This is a genomic window from Gordonia oryzae (assembly GCF_003797185.1).
GTDB classification, from domain to species: Bacteria; Actinomycetota; Actinomycetes; order Mycobacteriales; family Mycobacteriaceae; genus Gordonia; species Gordonia oryzae.
In genome coordinates, this window is record NZ_RKMH01000011.1 from 172,279 (window position 1) to 188,775 (window position 16,497).

The window sequence follows — 16,497 nt, forward strand, 5'->3', positions numbered from 1 at the left end:
AACGGCCACAAGTCGAGCACCAGGGAGCGCACCGATAGCGAGTTCGGCACACATGTGCCCATGACCCGTCCTGCGCGGCGAGGAGGTAGGCAATGGGCCTCGAAGAGAGACTGCCCAGTGGATTCCTGCTGAGCACTGTGGAGGACCTGGCGGGATTCATGCGCAAGGGCTCGCTGTGGCCCGCGACCTTCGGCCTCGCGTGCTGCGCGATCGAGATGATGGCGAGCACCTCCGGTCGCTACGATCTGGCGCGGTTCGGGATGGAGGCGTTTCGCGCCTCACCACGCCAGGCCGACCTGATGATCGTCGCCGGGCGGGTCAGCCAGAAGATGGCCCCGGTGCTGCGCCAGATCTACGACCAGATGGCCGAACCCAAATGGGTTCTGGCGATGGGTGTGTGCGCCAGCTCGGGCGGCATGTTCAATAACTACGCCATCGTGCAGGGCGTCGACCACGTGGTGCCCGTCGACATATATCTCCCCGGCTGTCCGCCACGTCCGGAGATGTTGCTCAACGCCATCCTCGCCCTGCACCGCAAGATCGGCGAGATGCCGCTGGGCGTCAATCGCGACGAGGCCATCTGGGCCGCCGAACAGGCGGCCCTACAAGCCACTCCGACGATCGAGCTGAAAGGCCTGCTGCGATGACCGATGACCGAACGACCGCACCCGACGAGGTGATCGCGGTGCGCCACGGCCTGTTCGGGGTGCACGGCAGCGGCGACACGTCCGGATACGGCGGGCTGGTCCAGACGGTCACCCTGCCCGCGGCGACCCGGCCCTACGGCGGATACTTCGACCACATCGCCGATACACTGTCCGCCGCACTCGACGCGGCCGGGGGGCCGAGCTTCGACGAGGCCATCGAGAAGGTCGAGATCCATGCCGGGGAGATGACGTGCTACGTCGTCGCCCGCCACCTGGGCATCGTCGCGCTGACGCTGCGCAACCACGTGACACTGCGATTCGAATTATGCTTGGGCGTCAACGGGGTTCACTATCCCAACGATGTCGGCCGCGAACTCCATGCGGTGTATCCGCTGGCGTCGATCACCCATAATCGGCGACTGCGGCTGGAGGTGGCGGTCCCCGACGCCGATCCACACATCCCGAGCCTGTGCGAGATCTACCCGACCAACGACTGGCATGAACGCGAAACCTTCGACTTCTTCGGCATCGTCTTCGACGGCCACCGCGCGCTCACCCGGATCTCGATGCCCGACGACTGGGTGGGTCATCCCCAGCGCAAAGACTATCCGCTGGGCGGGATTCCGGTGGAGTACAAGGGAACCCAGGTTGCACCACCTGATCGCCGGAGGTCGTACTCATGACCGATCTCGACCCGCGGCCACGTCACGACGCACGCCCCGAACACACCTACACCGTCTCCGGCCAGGATTGGGACGAGATCGTCTCCGAGGTGTCGGCGCGCGCCGCCGCCAATTCCGGTGAGGAACGGATCGTGGTGAACATGGGTCCGCAGCACCCGTCCACGCACGGCGTGCTGCGATTGATCCTGGAGATCGAGGGCGAGACGGTCACCGAGGCACGGTGCGGAATCGGGTACTTGCACACCGGGATCGAGAAAAACCTGGAGTACCGCAACTGGATACAGGGCGTCACCTTCGTCAGTCGCATGGATTATCTCTCGCCGTTCTTCAACGAGACGGCCTACTGCCTGGCGGTGGAGAAGCTCCTGGGCATCACCGAGGTGATCCCGGAGCGCGCCTCGGTCATCCGGGTGATGCTCATGGAGCTCAACCGAATCACCTCCCACCTGGTTGCCCTGGCCACCGGCGGTATGGAGCTCGGTGCGGTGACCGCGATGTTCTCCGGTTTCGGCATCCGCGAACAGATCCTCGACATCTTCGAGCTCATCACCGGCCTGCGGATGAACCACGCCTTCATCCGGCCCGGTGGAGTGGCCACCGACCTCCCCGACGGGGCAGTGGAGCAGATCGCCGCGATCGTCGCCGCCCTGCCCGGGCAGCTGGCCACACTCTCGGATCTGTTGACCGACAACTACATCTGGAAGGCGCGCACCTGCGACGTCGGTTTCCTCGACCTCACCGGGTGCATGGCGCTGGGCATCACCGGGCCCGTCCTGCGATCCACGGGCCTCCCGCATGACGTGCGTAGGACCGAACCCTACTGCGGTTACGAGGACTACGAGTTCGACGTGATCACCGAGACCACCTGCGACTCCTACGGGCGTTACGTGATTCGCGTACGTGAGATGAGTGAATCGGTGCGGATCGTCGAACAGTGCCTGGCACGCCTGCGCCCCGGACCTGTGATGGTGACCGATGCCAACATCGCCTGGCCCGCTGATCTCGCGCTCGGACCCGACGGACTCGGCAACTCCCCGGCCCACATCGCCGAGATCATGGGCGAATCCATGGAGTCGTTGATCCACCATTTCAAACTCGTCACCGAGGGTATGCGGGTGCCGCCGGGCCAGTGCTATGTCGCGATCGAATCGCCGCGCGGTGAGCTCGGGGTCCACATGGTCTCCGACGGCGGAACCCGGCCCTACCGAGTACATTTCCGTGATCCGTCGTTCACCAACCTGCAGGCTGTGGCGGCGATGTGCGAGGGAGGCATGGTCGCCGACGTGATTACCGCGGTGGCCAGCATCGATCCAGTGATGGGGGGCGTGGACCGATGAGCGAACCGGTGTACCTCGAACTGGGAATCGACGGACCGTCTCCCGAACTCACACCTGCCGTACGCGCCGCGTGCGTCGCACGCCCGCACGGACCAATCGAGTTCGGAGGCCCGGCAACCTATCCCGACGGCGTTGCCGATCATCTGCGACAGGCGGCTGCCCCGATCGTCGCGCGTTACCCGCAGTCCCGATCGGCGCTTCTGCCCCTGCTTCACCTGATGCAGTCGCAGGACGGACACCTCACCCGGGCCGGCATCGGACTGTGCGCCGAGATCCTCGACCTCACCGACGCCCAGGTCGCCGCGGTCGCCACCTTCTACTCGATGTTCCGCCGCACGCCCACCGGTGAGTACCTGGTCGGTGTGTGCACCAACACCCTCTGTGGGGTTCTCGGCGGTGACGAGATCCTGCGCACGGTATGTGAACACCTCGGTGTCGCACCCGGAGAGACCACCGACGATCGCCGGATCACCGTAGAGCATCTCGAATGCAACGCGGCCTGCGATCTCGCCCCGGTGGTGATGGTCAACTGGGAATACTTCGACCAGCAGACCCCGGAGTCGGTCGTCGAACTCGTCGAGGACCTGCGGGCCGGGATCGAGGTCACGCCCAGTCGTGGCGATCGGGCGGTGGCCGGGTTCCGGGACACCGCAGCAGTATTGGCAGGAGCCGGAGAGGTCGCGTCGCCCACCGCTGGTGATGCCGGGTCCGGTGATCGCAGGCCCACCGAGTATCCGGTCGAGGACGAGCCCGCAGCGCCGCCGGTCCTGTCGCGGCACTGGGCCGAGCCGGGGTCGTGGACCCTGGATAACTATCGCCGCCACAACGGGTACCGGGGCCTGCGCGCCGCGCTGGACATGGCTCCCGACGCCGTCATCGAGGCGGTCAAGTCGGCGGGGTTGCGCGGGCGCGGCGGGGCAGGTTTCCCGGTGGGACTGAAGTGGTCGTTCATCCCGCAGAGCAAGGGGGACGCCCCGAATCCGGATGCGCCACCGCACTATCTGGTGGTCAACGCCGACGAGTCCGAGCCGGGCACCTGCAAGGACATGCCACTGATGCTCGCATCTCCGCACGCACTCGTGGAGGGAGCGATCATCGCGGCCTACGCGATCCGGGCGCGCCACGCCTTCATCTACCTGCGCGGTGAGGTCGTCGGGGTGCTGCGTCGCCTGCGTCAGGCCGTCGACGAGGCCTACGCCGCAGGCTATTTGGGTCACAACATCCTCGGATCGGGAATCGACGTCGACCTCGTGGTACACGCCGGCGCGGGCGCCTACATCTGCGGTGAGGAAACGGCCCTGCTCGACTCGCTCGAGGGCCGTCGCGGCCAGCCCCGCCTGCGCCCGCCGTTCCCCGCGGTCGCCGGCCTGTACGCGAGCCCGACCGTGGTCAACAACGTCGAATCGATCGCCAGCGTCCCGGCGATCCTGCGCAACGGCATCGACTGGTTCCGCGCCATGGGCACCGAGAAGTCGCCGGGATTCACGCTGTACTCGCTGTCGGGACACGTCAACCATCCCGGACAGTACGAGGCTCCCCTCGGTATCACCCTGCGGCAGTTGCTCGATCGAGCCGGTGGCGTCCGCGAGGGGCACCACCTCAAGTTCTGGACGCCGGGCGGATCGTCGACACCAATGCTCACCGCCCATCATCTCGATGTCCCACTGGACTACGAGGGCGTCGCCGAGGCCGGATCAATGCTGGGTACCAAGGCCTTACAGATCTTCGACGAGACCACCTGCGTGGTGCGGGCGGTGCTGCGCTGGACCGAGTTCTACGCACACGAGTCATGCGGCAAGTGCACACCGTGCCGGGAGGGCACCTACTGGCTGGTGCAGCAGTTGCGTGCCATCGAGTCCGGCGACCTCGACGCCGACGAGATGTCCGCGGCACTCGAGGTCCTCTCCGACGTCACCACCAGCATCGTCGGGAAGTCGTTCTGCGCACTCGGCGACGGCGCCGGAAGCCCAATCGTGTCGGCGCTCACGTACTTCCGGGACGAATTCCTCGCCCACACCCGCCCCGGGTCGGGTCCGGACGCGCGCGGACGCTGCTCGTTCGATCCCGCCGCGTCGACCGTCTTCACCGACCACCGCACGCCGTACGTCCCGGGAGCGAGCCGATGACCGCACTGTCCGACCGGCCCTCGTCCGCCGAACCCGCCGAACTCGTCACCGCGACCATCGACGGCACCGAAGTGCGAGTACCGCCCGGCACCTTGGTGATCCGAGCCGCCGAACGTGCCGGCATCCAGATCCCCCGGTTCTGCGATCACCCGCTGCTCGCCCCGGTCGGTGCGTGCCGGCAGTGTCTCGTCGAGGTCGAGGGGCAACGCAAACCGCTCGCATCGTGCACCACGACGATCACCGAGGGCATGGAGGTCCGCACCCAACTCGGCTCGGAGATCGCCGAGAAGGCCCAGCGCGGGGTGATGGAACTGCTGCTCATCAACCATCCGCTGGACTGCCCGATCTGCGACAAGGGCGGTGAATGCCCGCTGCAGAACCAGGCGATGACCGCGGGGCGGCCACGCTCGCGGTTCACCGGACCCAAACGCACCTACGCCAAACCGGTTCCGCTGTCCTCGGCGGTGCTGCTCGACCGGGAGCGGTGCGTGCTGTGCGCCCGCTGCACCCGCTTCGCCGACCAGATCGCCGGCGACCCACTCATCGAGCTCGCCGATCGCGGTGCGCTGCAACAGGTCAGCACCGCCGACGGAGTCCCGTTCGACTCGTACTTCTCCGGCAACGCCGTGCAGATCTGTCCCGTCGGCGCGTTGACCGGCACCGCCTACCGGTTCCGCGCGCGGCCGTTCGACCTGGTGTCCACGCCGAGCACCTGCGAACACTGTGCGAGCGGCTGCGCCCAGCGCACCGACCATCGGCGCGGAAAGGTGTTGCGGCGCCTGGCGGCCGACGACCCCGCGGTCAACGAGGAGTGGAACTGCGACAAGGGACGCTGGGCGTTCGCCTACACCGCCGCCGCCGATCGACTCACCACACCGCTGGTCCGGGACCGGCATGGACAGCTGCGGGAGGTGTCGTGGGCGCAGGCGTTGCGCGCTGCCGCCGACGGATTGCAGGGCGCCCGGGGTCGTGCCGGGGTCCTCACCGGTGGCCGGATCACCGCCGAGGACGCCTACGCCTACGTCCGGTTCGCGCGAACCGTCCTCGGCACCAACGACATCGACTTCCGCTCCCGGCCGCACAGCGCCGAGGAGACCGCCTTTCTCACCCGCCTCGTCGCCGCCCGTGCCGACGACCTCACCTACGACGCACTGGTCACGGCGCCGACCGTGCTACTCGCCGGATTCGAGCCGGAAGAGGAGTCCCCGATCGTCTTCCTGCGGCTGCGTCGCGCGGTGCGCGCCACCGGCACCCGAATCCACACCATCGCGCCCTGGCGCAGTCCGGGCGTCGAGAAGCTCAACGGCACTGTGCTTCCCGCCGCTCCCGGTGACGAGGCCACGGTACTCGATGACGACTCCACCGCGACTCTACTGGGGGACTCGGGATCGGTCATCATCGTCGGCGAACGTCTCGCGACCGCACCGGGCGCCCTGTCGGCGGCAGCACGGCTCGCCGAACGGACCGGCGCACGGCTGGTGTGGATTCCTCGTCGGGCCGGCGATCGCGGAGCGGTGGAGGTCGGCGCGTTGCCGACCCTGCTGCCCGGCGGCCGGCCGGTCACCGATGCCACCGCACGACTCCAGGTCGCCGGGCTCTGGCAGGCGCGCGATCTCCCGTCCCTCCCCGGGCGCGACAGTGGCGAGATCCTCTCCGCTGCAACCGCCGGGCGCCTCGACGCGCTGCTCGTCGGTGGCGTCGATCCGGCCGATCTCCCCGACCCCGCCGCGGCGATCGCCGCTCTCGACGCGGTGGGATTCCTGGTGAGCCTGGAGATCCGGACATCAGCAGTGACCGAACGCGCCGACGTGGTGCTGCCGGTCGCGGCGGCCACGGAGAAGGCGGGAATGTTCCTCGACTGGGAGGGCCGGGCACGCCCGTTCCCCGCGGCCCTCGCCGACACCGGGCGGCTATCGGATCATCGGGTCCTCGACGCGCTGGCGCAAGCGGCGGGTGTCTCACTGAACTGCCGCGAGATCACCGATATTCGAGCACAATTGGGCCGTCTCGGCCCGTGGACGGGCCCTCGACCAGACATACCGGCACCCCCGGAGTCGGCGGCCCGCACACCCGGCCCCGGCGAGGCGGTGCTGTCGACCTGGCATCTGCTGCTCGACGACGCCCGACTCCTCGACGGGGAGCCGTATCTCGCCGGCACCGCGCACGCATCGGTCGCGCGATGCTCGGCGGCCACGGCGAACACCGTCGGACTCACCGACGGACACGACGTCGAACTGGGTACCGACTCGGGCACACTGACCCTTCCGCTGCTGATCACCGACATGGTCGACGGCGTGGTGTGGGTGCCCGCCAATTCGGTTTCCTCACATGTCCGTTCGCAGCTCCACGCAGAGTCCGGCGACGTTGTTGCCATCCGTCCGGCGGAAGGGCAGTCGTGAACCTGGCAGCCACCGACTATCCCGACCTCGCCGACTTCGGGCACGACCCGTGGTGGCTCGTGCTCATCAAGGCGGTGGCGGTCTTCGCCTTTCTGGTGGCCAATCCGCTCGTCGCGATCCTCGCCGAACGAAAGATCATGGCCCGCATGCAAGCCCGACTCGGACCCAACCGGGTCGGTCCGCACGGGATGTTGCAGAGCATGGCCGACGGTGTGAAACTCGCACTGAAAGAGGGCATCACACCGTTCGGCGTCGACAAGGTCCTCTACCTGGTCGCACCCGTCATCGCGGTGGTCCCGGCCATCATGGCGTTCGCGGTGATCCCATTCGGCCCGATGGTCTCGGTGTTCGGTCACCACACCCCGCTGCAGCTGACCGACCTGCCCGTCGGGGTCCTGTTCATCCTGGCGGTGGCGTCGATCGGGGTCTACGGAATCGTATTGGCCGGCTGGTCCTCCGGGTCCACCTATCCCCTGCTCGGCGGACTGCGCTCGACCGCACAGGTCATCTCCTACGAGATCGCGATGGGCCTGACCTTCGCCGCGGTGTTCCTCGACTCGGGCACCATGTCGACCTCGGAGATCGTTGCCGGACAACACAACTACTGGTATGGCCTGGTGTTGCTCCCGTCCTTCGTCATCTACGCGGTGTCGATGGTCGGCGAAACCAACCGCGCGCCCTTCGATCTCCCCGAGGCCGAGGGCGAACTCGTCGGCGGCTTCCACACCGAGTACTCCTCACTGAAGTTCGCGATGTTCATGCTCGCCGAATACATCAACATGGTGACCGTGTCGGCACTGGCCACCACGCTGTTCCTCGGCGGCTGGCAGGCGCCGTGGCCGCTGAGTCTGTGGGATGGAGCCAATTCCGGCTGGTGGCCGATTCTGTGGTTCACCCTCAAGGTCTGGGTGTTCATGTTCGTCTTCATCTGGTTGCGCACCAGCCTGCCGCGTCTGCGCTACGACCAGTTCATGAACCTCGGCTGGAAGGTCCTCATCCCGGTGTCGTTGACCTGGGTGATGATCGTCGCGCTGATCCGCGCGGCATTCGGTTCGGCCAGCGACACGGTGCCACGGGCATTGGTGTCGGCGGCCGTCGGGCTGGTGGTGACCCTCCTGTTGCTCTGGCTCGTGCGGCGCGTCGTGCGCCCAGCGCCACACATCCCGGTACCGGACACCCCCGCGCCCCGAGGCGAGATCCCGTTCGACCCGATGGCCGGCGGCTTCCCGGTACCGCCCCTACCCGGCCAACTCCCCGCGAAGGAGACCACCGATGCCTGACTTTCTCAAGCCCCCCAAGCCCTTGAGCGGCATGGGTGTGACGTTCTCGTCGATGTTCGCGCCGACGGTGACCGAGCAGTACCCCGAGGAGAAGAAGCCGACCGCGCCTCGGTATCACGGTCGGCACCAACTCAATCGGCACCCCGACGGTCTCGAGAAGTGCGTGGGCTGCGAACTCTGCGCATGGGCCTGCCCGGCCGATGCGATCTTCGTCGAGGGCGCCGACAACACCGACGAGCAGCGCTACTCGCCGGGCGAACGGTACGGCCGCGTCTACCAGATCAATTACCTCCGGTGCATCGGCTGCGGACTGTGCATCGAAGCCTGCCCCACCCGGGCATTGACGATGACCAACGACTACGAACTCGCCGACGACAACCGCGCCGACCTCATCTACGAGAAGCAGCAGTTGCTCGCGCCGCTACCGGCGGGCACAGAGCCGACACCGCACGATGTCAGCGCTGCGGCCGCAGCGGGGACGGCACCACGAGAGGCCGACTACTACCTGGGACGTGTCAGCCCCGACGGCACCGTGACCGGCCGGACCGCCGGTGCCGAGACCACCGACGCCGTGACCACCAGCATCGGAACCACCAGCGCCGGGGTCGTGCCGTGAGTGCCCCGACGATCCCGGCGCACTCGGGCGTGGCACTGGCCGACGCGGTGCTCGCCGACGCCGCCCGCACCTCCGCCGGCGAGGCGGTGCAGTTCTGGATTCTCGGCGTCGTGGCCGTCGCCGGCGCGTTGGGGGTGGTCTTCGCCACCAAGGCCGTGTATTCGGCGATGTTCCTGACCACCACGATGATCGTGCTGGCCGTCTTCTACGTCGCGCAGGGCGCCCTGTTCCTCGGCGTCGTGCAGGTGGTCGTCTACACCGGCGCGGTGATGATGTTGTTCTTGTTCGTGCTCATGCTGATTGGCGTGGACTCGTCGGATTCCCTGGTCGAAACGCTGCGCGGACAACGGTCTGCCGCGGTGGTGTTGGGAATCGGATTCGGCGCGTTGCTGTGTGGCGGTATCGGTGCGGCGACCGTCGCGATCACCGCACCGCCGGGCGCGGTGGCTGCCCGGCCGCCGGGGAGTAACGGAGCCGTCGATGCCATCGCCGAACTGATCTTCGTGCGCTACCTGTGGGCGTTCGAACTCACCGGCGCCCTGCTGATCACGGCGACACTGGGCGCGATGGTGCTGGCGCACCGAGAACGCCTCGGGCCGAAGCGGACCCAGCGGGAGATCTCGATCGAGCGGTTCCGCAAGGGCATCGTCGTCACACCGCTGCCGAGTCCGGGAGTCTTCGCCCGGCACAATGCCGTCGACATCCCCGCCCTGCTCCCCGACGGCACCCCGTCGGAGTTGTCGGTCAACGCACGATTGCGCGCCCGACAGCCGGATCGGGGGACTGCGAAGTGAACCCCGAGAACTACCTGTATCTCTCGGCCCTGCTGTTCGCGATCGGTGCGGCCGGGGTGTTGTTGCGGCGCAACGCGATCGTCGTGTTCATGTGTGTCGAGCTGATGCTCAACGCCGCGAACCTGTCGTTCGTGACCTTCGCGCGTATGCAGAGCAGTGTCGACGGGCAGGTGATCGCGTTCTTCACGATGGTGGTCGCTGCCGCCGAGGTGGTCGTCGGACTCGCGATCATCATGATGATCTTCCGATCCCGGCGCAGCGCCTCGGTCGATGACGCCGCTCTGCTGCGGAGATAGGGACGGCCGGGAGATGAGGAGGGCGGCATGAGCGCCGACACGTCAGCAAGCATCCTCTGGGTGGTTCCCGCGCTGCCACTACTGGGTGCGGCAGTGCTGCTGTTGGCGGGCAGGCGCACCGACCGCTGGGGGCATTACCTCGCATGCGTGCTAGCCGGAGCGTCGTTCTGCGTCGGCGTCGCACTGTTCGTCGGGATGCTCGGCCGGACCACCGCCGACCGTCCCGTACACCAGGTGCTGTTCACGTGGCTGCACATCACCCCGGCCGGAGCCGACAGCGGCGGCCTGAGCGTCGACATGGGGCTCTATCTCGATCAGCTGTCGATATGTTTCGTCCTGTTGATCACCGGCGTCGGCACCCTGATCCACATCTATTCGATCGGCTACATGGCCGCAGACCCCGACCGTCGCCGATTCTTCGCCTACCTCAACCTCTTCCTCGCCGCGATGCTCGTGCTGGTACTCGCCGACTCCTACCTCGGCCTCTATCTCGGTTGGGAGGGAGTCGGTCTCGCGTCCTACCTGCTGATCGGCTTCTGGCAGCAGCGGCCCTCGGCGGCGACCGCCGCGAAGAAGGCATTCGTGGTGAACCGCGTCGGCGATGTCGGGTTGGCGGTCGCGCTGATGGTCATGTTCGCAACCTTCGGATCGGTGTCGTTCACCACCGTGTTCGCCGGTGCCGACGCCGCCGGACACGCCACCATGACCGCACTGGGTTTCCTGCTGTTGCTCGCCGCGTGCGGCAAATCCGCCCAGGTGCCGTTGCAATCGTGGCTCGGTGACGCGATGGAGGGCCCGACGCCCGTGTCGGCGCTCATCCATGCGGCGACCATGGTGACCGCAGGCGTCTATCTGATCGCCCGCTCGCACGCGATCTTCGACGTCGCCCCGGACGCCCGTCTGGCCGTGGCGGTCGTCGGTGCGGTGACACTGCTGTTCGGCGCGATCATCGGTTGCGCCAAGGACGACATCAAGAAGGCACTGGCCGCCTCCACGATGAGCCAGATCGGCTACATGGTGCTGGCCGCGGGATTGGGGCCGGCCGGTTACGCATTCGCGATCATGCATCTGCTCACCCATGGGTTCTTCAAGGCCGGGTTGTTCCTCGGGGCGGGCTCGGTGATGCACGCGATGAACGACGAGACCGACATGCGCCGATTCGGCGGGCTGCGCACATTCATGCCGATCACCTTCGTCACCTTCGGGCTCGGCTATCTGGCATTGATCGGGGTACCCCCGTTCTCGGGGTTCTTCTCCAAGGACCCGATCATCGAGGCGGCCTTCGGTGCCGGCGGTGTGCACGGGGTTCTCCTCGGTGGGGCCGCGCTGCTCGGTGCGGGCATCACCGCCTTCTACATGACCCGCATCATGCTGATGACCTTCTTCGGCGAAAAGCGTTGGGCACCTGAGGCACACCCACACGAGGCGCCGGCCTCGATGACCGGCCCGATGATCCTGCTCGCACTCGGATCGGTCGCCGCGGGCGGGTTGCTGGTCAGCGGCGACGCGCTGGTGCACTGGCTGACACCGGTGGTCGGCGAGCATCACATCGAGCTGCCGGTGCCCGCCTGGGTCGTAACGGTGGGTGTCCTGGTAGTGGTCGCGGCGGGTATCGGTGTCGCGTGGGCGCGATACGCCGGGGCTCCGATACCGCTGACAGCACCGCGCGAGGTCACCGCACTGACGGTCGCGGCACGTCGCGACCTCTACGGCGACGCGTTCAACGAACGCGTGTTGATGCGGCCCGGTCAGGCGCTCGCCCGTGGTCTCGACGTCCTCGAGTCCGAGGGGGTCGACGGCGCCGGGGTCGGCATCGGCACCTTGGTCACCGCGTCGTCGAATCGAATACGGCTGTGGCAGAGCGGTTTTGTCCGATCGTATGCGCTGACCATGCTGGCCGGGGCGACTGTCGTGGTGGCCGCGCTGATGCTGGTTAGGGGGGTGTAGACGATGGGCTGGTTGACGATCCTGTGGCTGATCCCGGCAGTGGTCGCCGTGGGTGTGCTTGTGATCCCGGCACAACGCCCCGATCTCGCAAAGTGGGCGGGTCTACTCGGCACGGTAGCCGCGCTGGTGGTGTCGGTCGGGCTCGCGATCGGTTTCGATCCCGACGGCCCGCGCTATCAGTTCGTCACGAATGTGCGGTGGATCCCCTCGTTCGGCGCACGCTACGAACTGGGTCTCGACGGTATCGGGCTGGTCCTGATTCTGCTTACCACCGTGCTGATGCCGATCCTCGTGCTGGCCGGCTGGCGTGACGCCGATCATGCAGGTTCCCTGGATCATTCGGGTGGACGTCGGCAGAAGGGCCCGCACACCTACTTCGCGTTGATGCTGGCGGTCGAGGCGATGGTGCTGATGAGCTTCGTCGCCACCGATGTTCTGCTGTTCTACATCGTGTTCGAGGCCATGTTGATCCCGATGTACTTCCTCATCGGCGGTTTCGGCAGCGGTGGCACGCAGGCCGCCGCCGCGGTGAAGTTTCTGTTGTACAACCTGTTCGGTGGGCTGCTGATGCTCGCAGCGGTGATCGGGCTGTACGTCGTGACCGCACGCTCGGGGATCGGCGCCGACGGCCGCGGCACCTTCAGTCTCCCGGCGATCTCCGACGCGGTGGCCGGCGGACGCCTCGACGCGAGCACCGGGGTGCCGGCATTGCTGTTCGGCGGCTTCATGATCGCCTTCGCGATCAAGGCTCCGCTCTGGCCGTTGCACTCCTGGCTGCCCGATTCTGCGGTGGCGGCCACTCCGCCGTCAGCGGTGCTGATGATGGCCGTCGTCGACAAGGTCGGTACCTTCGCGATGCTACGGTTCTGTCTACAGCTGTTCCCTGAGGCATCGAAAACCTTTGCCCCACTGATCATCGCGCTGTCGGTGATCGGCATCGTCTACGGCGCGATCCTGGCCATAGCGCAAACCGACATGATGCGGTTGATCGCCTACACCTCGATCTCGCACTTCGGCTTCATCATCCTCGGCGTGTTCGCCATGACCAGCGAATCGCAGAGCGGTGCCACCCTGTACATGGTCAATCACGGAATCTCCACCGCGGCACTGTTCTTGATCGCCGGGTTCCTCGTCTCGCGACGCGGTAGCCGCCTGATCGCCGATTACGGTGGCATCGCGAAGGTCGCGCCGGTCCTCGCCGGCACCTTCCTCGTCGCCGGGCTGGCCACCCTGTCCCTTCCCGGCCTGTCTCCGTTCATCAGCGAATTCTTGGTGTTCATTGGCACTTTCACCCGGTACCCGGTCGCCGCGATCGCGGCGTCGAGCGCGTTGGTCCTGTCCGCCATCTACATTCTCTGGCTCTATCAACGCATGATGGGTGGCTCGCCGACACCGGTGGAGGGTCCCGGCGCCGCCCGTCGGGCGATGCCTGATCTACACGGTCGCGAACGTCTCGTCGTGGCACCGCTGCTCGCCCTGCTGCTCGTCTTCGGGTTCTTCCCGCAGCCTCTGCTGACTCTGATCACCCCCACGGTCTCGCACACGCTGACCACCGTGGGACGCGACGACCCGGCACCGGCCGTGGTGGTCCCGAACACCGGAGGTGGCAAGTGATGGGGGCACACGTGACCACTGCGCACGAAATCACGACGGCGCTGACCGCGATCACCCCGCCCCACGTCGAATACTATCTGCTGTCACCGATGTTGATCGTCTTCGGCGTCGGCGTGGTCGGGGTGCTGGTTGAGGCGTTCGCGCCGCGGGCGGGCCGGTGGCGCGCCCAACTGGTGCTGTCGACGGCAGGGCTGGTGGCCGCGCTGATCGCGGTGATCGTGCTGGCCGTTCATCTCACCGACGACGGCGGTCAGGGACGGACCGCGGTGTCCGGGGCAGTGGTGCTCGATCGGCCCGCCCTGTTCTTGCAGGGACTGTTGCTGGTGATCTCCGTGCTCGCCGTGGCGTTCCTGGCCGAGCGCGGACTCGAGCGGGTCGTAGCGCCGTCGACGCGCTCAGTGAAACACCCGGCCGGTCGACGTCGAGTCAGTGATGGGCCGGGGGCAGCAGCACAGGCCACGCTGACCGGCGACCGCGCCGACATGTTCACGCCGTCGGGAGCGAGCATCCCGAATTCCGACGACGAGTTCGACGCGACCCGCGCCGGTGGCGTGACCACCGAGGTCTTCCCGCTGACCCTGCTCGCGGTCGGCGGAATGATGCTGTTCGTCGCGTGCGGTGATCTACTCACCATGTTCATCGCGCTCGAGGTGTTCTCGCTGCCGCTGTACCTGTTGTGTGCCCTCGCCCGGCGCCGCCGCCTGCTCTCCCAGGAGGCATCCCTCAAATACTTTCTACTGGGCGCCTTCTCGTCGGCGTTCTTCCTGTTCGGCGCCGCCTTCGTTTATGGCGGCGCCGGCTCGCTGGACCTGACGGTCATCGGGATCAGTGTCGATCGCGCCGCCGCGGGAACGTCGGGTGAGGTACTGCTCCCGCTGATCGGCTTGGCGTTGCTCTCAGTGGGGTTGCTGTTCAAGATCGGTGCGGTGCCGTTCCACTCGTGGGTCCCCGACGTTTATCAGGGCGCACCCACGCCGGTGACCGCGTTCATGGCCGCGGCCACCAAGATCGCCGCGTTCGGCGCGCTGTTGCGGGTTTTCTCCACAGGCTTCGGTGCACTCGCCGACGAATGGAAGCCGGCGCTGTGGGCGGTGGCGATCGTCACCATGCTCGGCGGTGCGGTGATGGCGGTGCCCCAGTCCGACGTCAAACGTCTGCTTGCCTACTCCTCGGTGACACACACGGGGTTTATTTTGTTGGGGCTCATTGCTTTTGATGATGCTGGTGTCAGCGCGACCCTGTTCTATCTTGCCGCCTACGCCTTCTCGACATTCGGCGCGTTCGCCACGGTCTCGGTTGTTCGCGAGCCGACGACGTTCACCGGCTCGGCGCGCACCGACGGTGCCACCGGGGCGCACCGCTCCGGACGCGAGGCCACCGGCATCGACCAGTGGGCCGGTCTGGGAAGGCGCTATCCGCTTGTGGGAGGGATGTTCTCTATGTTCCTGCTGGCGTTCGCCGGCATACCCTTGACGAGTGGCTTCATCGCCAAATTCGATGTGTTCGCCGCGGTCTCGGGTAGCGGCGGCTCGATACTGGTGGTGATTGGTGTGATCAGCAGCGCCATCGCGGCCTACTTCTATATCCGCATTATCGTGGCGATGTTCTTCTCCGACGTACCCGTCGACGCGCCGCATGTGGTGCGACCCAGCGCTTTGACGACAACGTCTATTGCGTTGTGCACGGTGGTCACGATCGTGCTCGGGTTCTTTCCGCAACCACTCCTCGACCTCGTCGGTGGGGCCGGATCGTTCCTGTGAATCAGGCGAACAGGGGCACCGTCGTGCCCGGTTCGACTCCAAAGCGGTCGGCGATCTTGTTCAGTTCGCTCTGCATGTAGAAGGTGTGCAGGCCGAAGACAAGGCCCAATACCCAGCACAGCAAGGGATTACATGTCTCTGGTAGCCCCGCGCTACGCTGCGCTTCACGAATACTCTTGCCGGTGTTGTGAAAGCTGATGATCGGGGCGATGACCGTCCAGCCGAGAAAGATGATGACCAACAGTGGCCCGACCGCCGAGATCTCCTTGCGCCGATCGAAGGCGGCCATCTCCTTATTGATCTTGTAGTACCAAACCAGCGAATAGATCCCGAGGGTGATCAGTGGCAGGCCGATCCACACCGCAATCGGGTTGCGCTTCTTCATTGCCGCGCCGTCGGCGACGGGGCGCCCGGTCGGGATGTGTCCGCCCGGTGCCGGAAGTAGCGCGTCCGGCCGTGCCGGCGGGACCGGCCGTGCCGGCGGGACCTGCGACTGCCCCATGCCGTGCTGGGCGATGCCGGGTTGGACGGTCGGTGGGATATGGCGCGGCGGACCGGCCGGCGGCGCTATCTGTGGCCGTGCGTGCACCCGCGTCGGCGCCTCGGTCGGCCTCGGCGCCGGCGGACGTTGGTACGCAGTGGTCCGTTGCCCGTCCGGACCCGGCGCTGCCTGATGATGTTGCGCCCGCCCCTGCCGCACCGGGCTCTGCTTCTGAAAGTGGGCCGTCGGCGCGTTCGACGGTCCGGACCGATTCTCATCGTTACCCGGCTGCTGCGGAATGCTCATGCGTATTGATCATCGGCCAGCGGTCGGCCCAGGTCCACGGGATTCAGACGAACGGTCGACGGCAGCCATACGCGGTGAGCCGTACTTGTAGATCACCCGGTGACCCACCACAAGTACGGCACAGCCCTCCCCGGACAGCACAATGGCCCCCCATCTGCGAGGATAGGGGGCCATTGTCGGCGGTGGCGGAGGGATTTGAACCCCACTGAAT

The 16,497-nt window shown here is 66.8% G+C and carries 13 protein-coding genes; 12 read left to right on the forward strand and 1 reads right to left on the reverse strand.

Features of this window, described 5'->3' with window-relative positions; all coding sequences use genetic code 11:
* The first annotated feature begins 92 nt into the window (after positions 1-92).
* From EF294_RS15490 to nuoN, 12 genes are read left to right on the forward strand one after another with little or no spacing between them, the layout of a single operon-like run.
* Positions 93-647, forward strand: a complete 555-nt coding sequence (locus EF294_RS15490; protein ID WP_123931658.1) for a NuoB/complex I 20 kDa subunit family protein — start codon at positions 93-95, stop codon at positions 645-647.
* Positions 644-1,330 (forward strand): NADH-quinone oxidoreductase subunit C, encoded by a 687-nt coding sequence (locus tag EF294_RS15495; RefSeq protein WP_123931660.1) that lies wholly within the window; start codon positions 644-646, stop codon positions 1,328-1,330. Before EF294_RS15490 ends, EF294_RS15495 begins: the two co-directional genes overlap by 4 nt.
* The gene (locus EF294_RS15500) at positions 1,327-2,667 is read left to right on the forward strand and encodes an NADH-quinone oxidoreductase subunit D (RefSeq protein ID WP_123931662.1); all 1,341 of its coding nucleotides are present in this window, start codon (positions 1,327-1,329) and stop codon (positions 2,665-2,667) included. Before EF294_RS15495 ends, EF294_RS15500 begins: the two co-directional genes overlap by 4 nt.
* On the forward strand, positions 2,664-4,793 hold the full coding sequence (gene nuoF / locus EF294_RS15505) for an NADH-quinone oxidoreductase subunit NuoF (protein WP_123931664.1): 2,130 nt from the start codon (positions 2,664-2,666) through the stop codon (positions 4,791-4,793). Before EF294_RS15500 ends, nuoF begins: the two co-directional genes overlap by 4 nt.
* Positions 4,790-7,192, forward strand: a complete 2,403-nt coding sequence (locus EF294_RS15510) for an NADH-quinone oxidoreductase subunit G (RefSeq protein WP_123931666.1) — start codon at positions 4,790-4,792, stop codon at positions 7,190-7,192. Before nuoF ends, EF294_RS15510 begins: the two co-directional genes overlap by 4 nt.
* Positions 7,189-8,472, forward strand: a complete 1,284-nt coding sequence (gene nuoH, locus EF294_RS15515; RefSeq protein ID WP_123931668.1) for an NADH-quinone oxidoreductase subunit NuoH — start codon at positions 7,189-7,191, stop codon at positions 8,470-8,472. Before EF294_RS15510 ends, nuoH begins: the two co-directional genes overlap by 4 nt.
* Positions 8,465-9,088 (forward strand): NADH-quinone oxidoreductase subunit NuoI, encoded by a 624-nt coding sequence (gene nuoI / locus EF294_RS15520; RefSeq protein ID WP_123931670.1) that lies wholly within the window; start codon positions 8,465-8,467, stop codon positions 9,086-9,088. Before nuoH ends, nuoI begins: the two co-directional genes overlap by 8 nt.
* Positions 9,085-9,882 carry an NADH-quinone oxidoreductase subunit J gene (locus EF294_RS15525; protein WP_425459442.1) on the forward strand — a complete coding sequence of 266 codons (798 nt, stop codon included), beginning with the start codon at positions 9,085-9,087 and terminating at the stop codon, positions 9,880-9,882. Before nuoI ends, EF294_RS15525 begins: the two co-directional genes overlap by 4 nt.
* Positions 9,879-10,178 (forward strand): NADH-quinone oxidoreductase subunit NuoK, encoded by a 300-nt coding sequence (nuoK, locus tag EF294_RS15530; RefSeq protein WP_006371695.1) that lies wholly within the window; start codon positions 9,879-9,881, stop codon positions 10,176-10,178. The genes EF294_RS15525 and nuoK overlap by 4 nt, the downstream gene beginning before the upstream one ends.
* Positions 10,179-10,205: 27 nt before the next feature.
* Positions 10,206-12,125, forward strand: coding sequence for an NADH-quinone oxidoreductase subunit L (nuoL, locus tag EF294_RS15535; protein ID WP_123931672.1), 1,920 nt, complete (start codon positions 10,206-10,208; stop codon positions 12,123-12,125).
* Positions 12,126-12,128: 3 nt separating this feature from the next.
* Positions 12,129-13,739 carry an NADH-quinone oxidoreductase subunit M gene (locus EF294_RS15540; protein WP_123931674.1) on the forward strand — a complete coding sequence of 537 codons (1,611 nt, stop codon included), beginning with the start codon at positions 12,129-12,131 and terminating at the stop codon, positions 13,737-13,739.
* Positions 13,739-15,499, forward strand: coding sequence for an NADH-quinone oxidoreductase subunit NuoN (gene nuoN / locus EF294_RS15545; protein ID WP_123931676.1), 1,761 nt, complete (start codon positions 13,739-13,741; stop codon positions 15,497-15,499). Before EF294_RS15540 ends, nuoN begins: the two co-directional genes overlap by 1 nt.
* Before the next feature lies 1 nt (position 15,500).
* Here nuoN and EF294_RS21695 read toward each other — a convergent pair whose 3' ends face one another.
* Positions 15,501-16,286 carry a DUF4234 domain-containing protein gene (locus tag EF294_RS21695; protein ID WP_221182458.1) on the reverse strand — a complete coding sequence of 262 codons (786 nt, stop codon included), beginning with the start codon at positions 16,284-16,286 and terminating at the stop codon, positions 15,501-15,503.
* Positions 16,287-16,497 lie beyond the last annotated feature (211 nt).

Bases quoted from the DNA above. Each gene is read 5' to 3' on its own strand.
- EF294_RS15490 (WP_123931658.1), top strand. From the start codon at position 93: ATGGGCCTCGAAGAGAGACTGCCCAGTGGATTCCTGCTGAGCACTGTG.
- EF294_RS15495 (WP_123931660.1), top strand. From the start codon at position 644: ATGACCGATGACCGAACGACCGCACCCGACGAGGTGATCGCGGTGCGC.
- EF294_RS15500 (WP_123931662.1), top strand. From the start codon at position 1,327: ATGACCGATCTCGACCCGCGGCCACGTCACGACGCACGCCCCGAACAC.
- nuoF (WP_123931664.1), top strand. From the start codon at position 2,664: ATGAGCGAACCGGTGTACCTCGAACTGGGAATCGACGGACCGTCTCCC.
- EF294_RS15510 (WP_123931666.1), top strand. From the start codon at position 4,790: ATGACCGCACTGTCCGACCGGCCCTCGTCCGCCGAACCCGCCGAACTC.
- nuoI (WP_123931670.1), top strand. From the start codon at position 8,465: ATGCCTGACTTTCTCAAGCCCCCCAAGCCCTTGAGCGGCATGGGTGTG.
- nuoL (WP_123931672.1), top strand. From the start codon at position 10,206: ATGAGCGCCGACACGTCAGCAAGCATCCTCTGGGTGGTTCCCGCGCTG.
- EF294_RS15540 (WP_123931674.1), top strand. From the start codon at position 12,129: ATGGGCTGGTTGACGATCCTGTGGCTGATCCCGGCAGTGGTCGCCGTG.
- nuoN (WP_123931676.1), top strand. From the start codon at position 13,739: ATGGGGGCACACGTGACCACTGCGCACGAAATCACGACGGCGCTGACC.
- EF294_RS21695 (WP_221182458.1), bottom strand. From the start codon at position 16,286: ATGAGCATTCCGCAGCAGCCGGGTAACGATGAGAATCGGTCCGGACCG.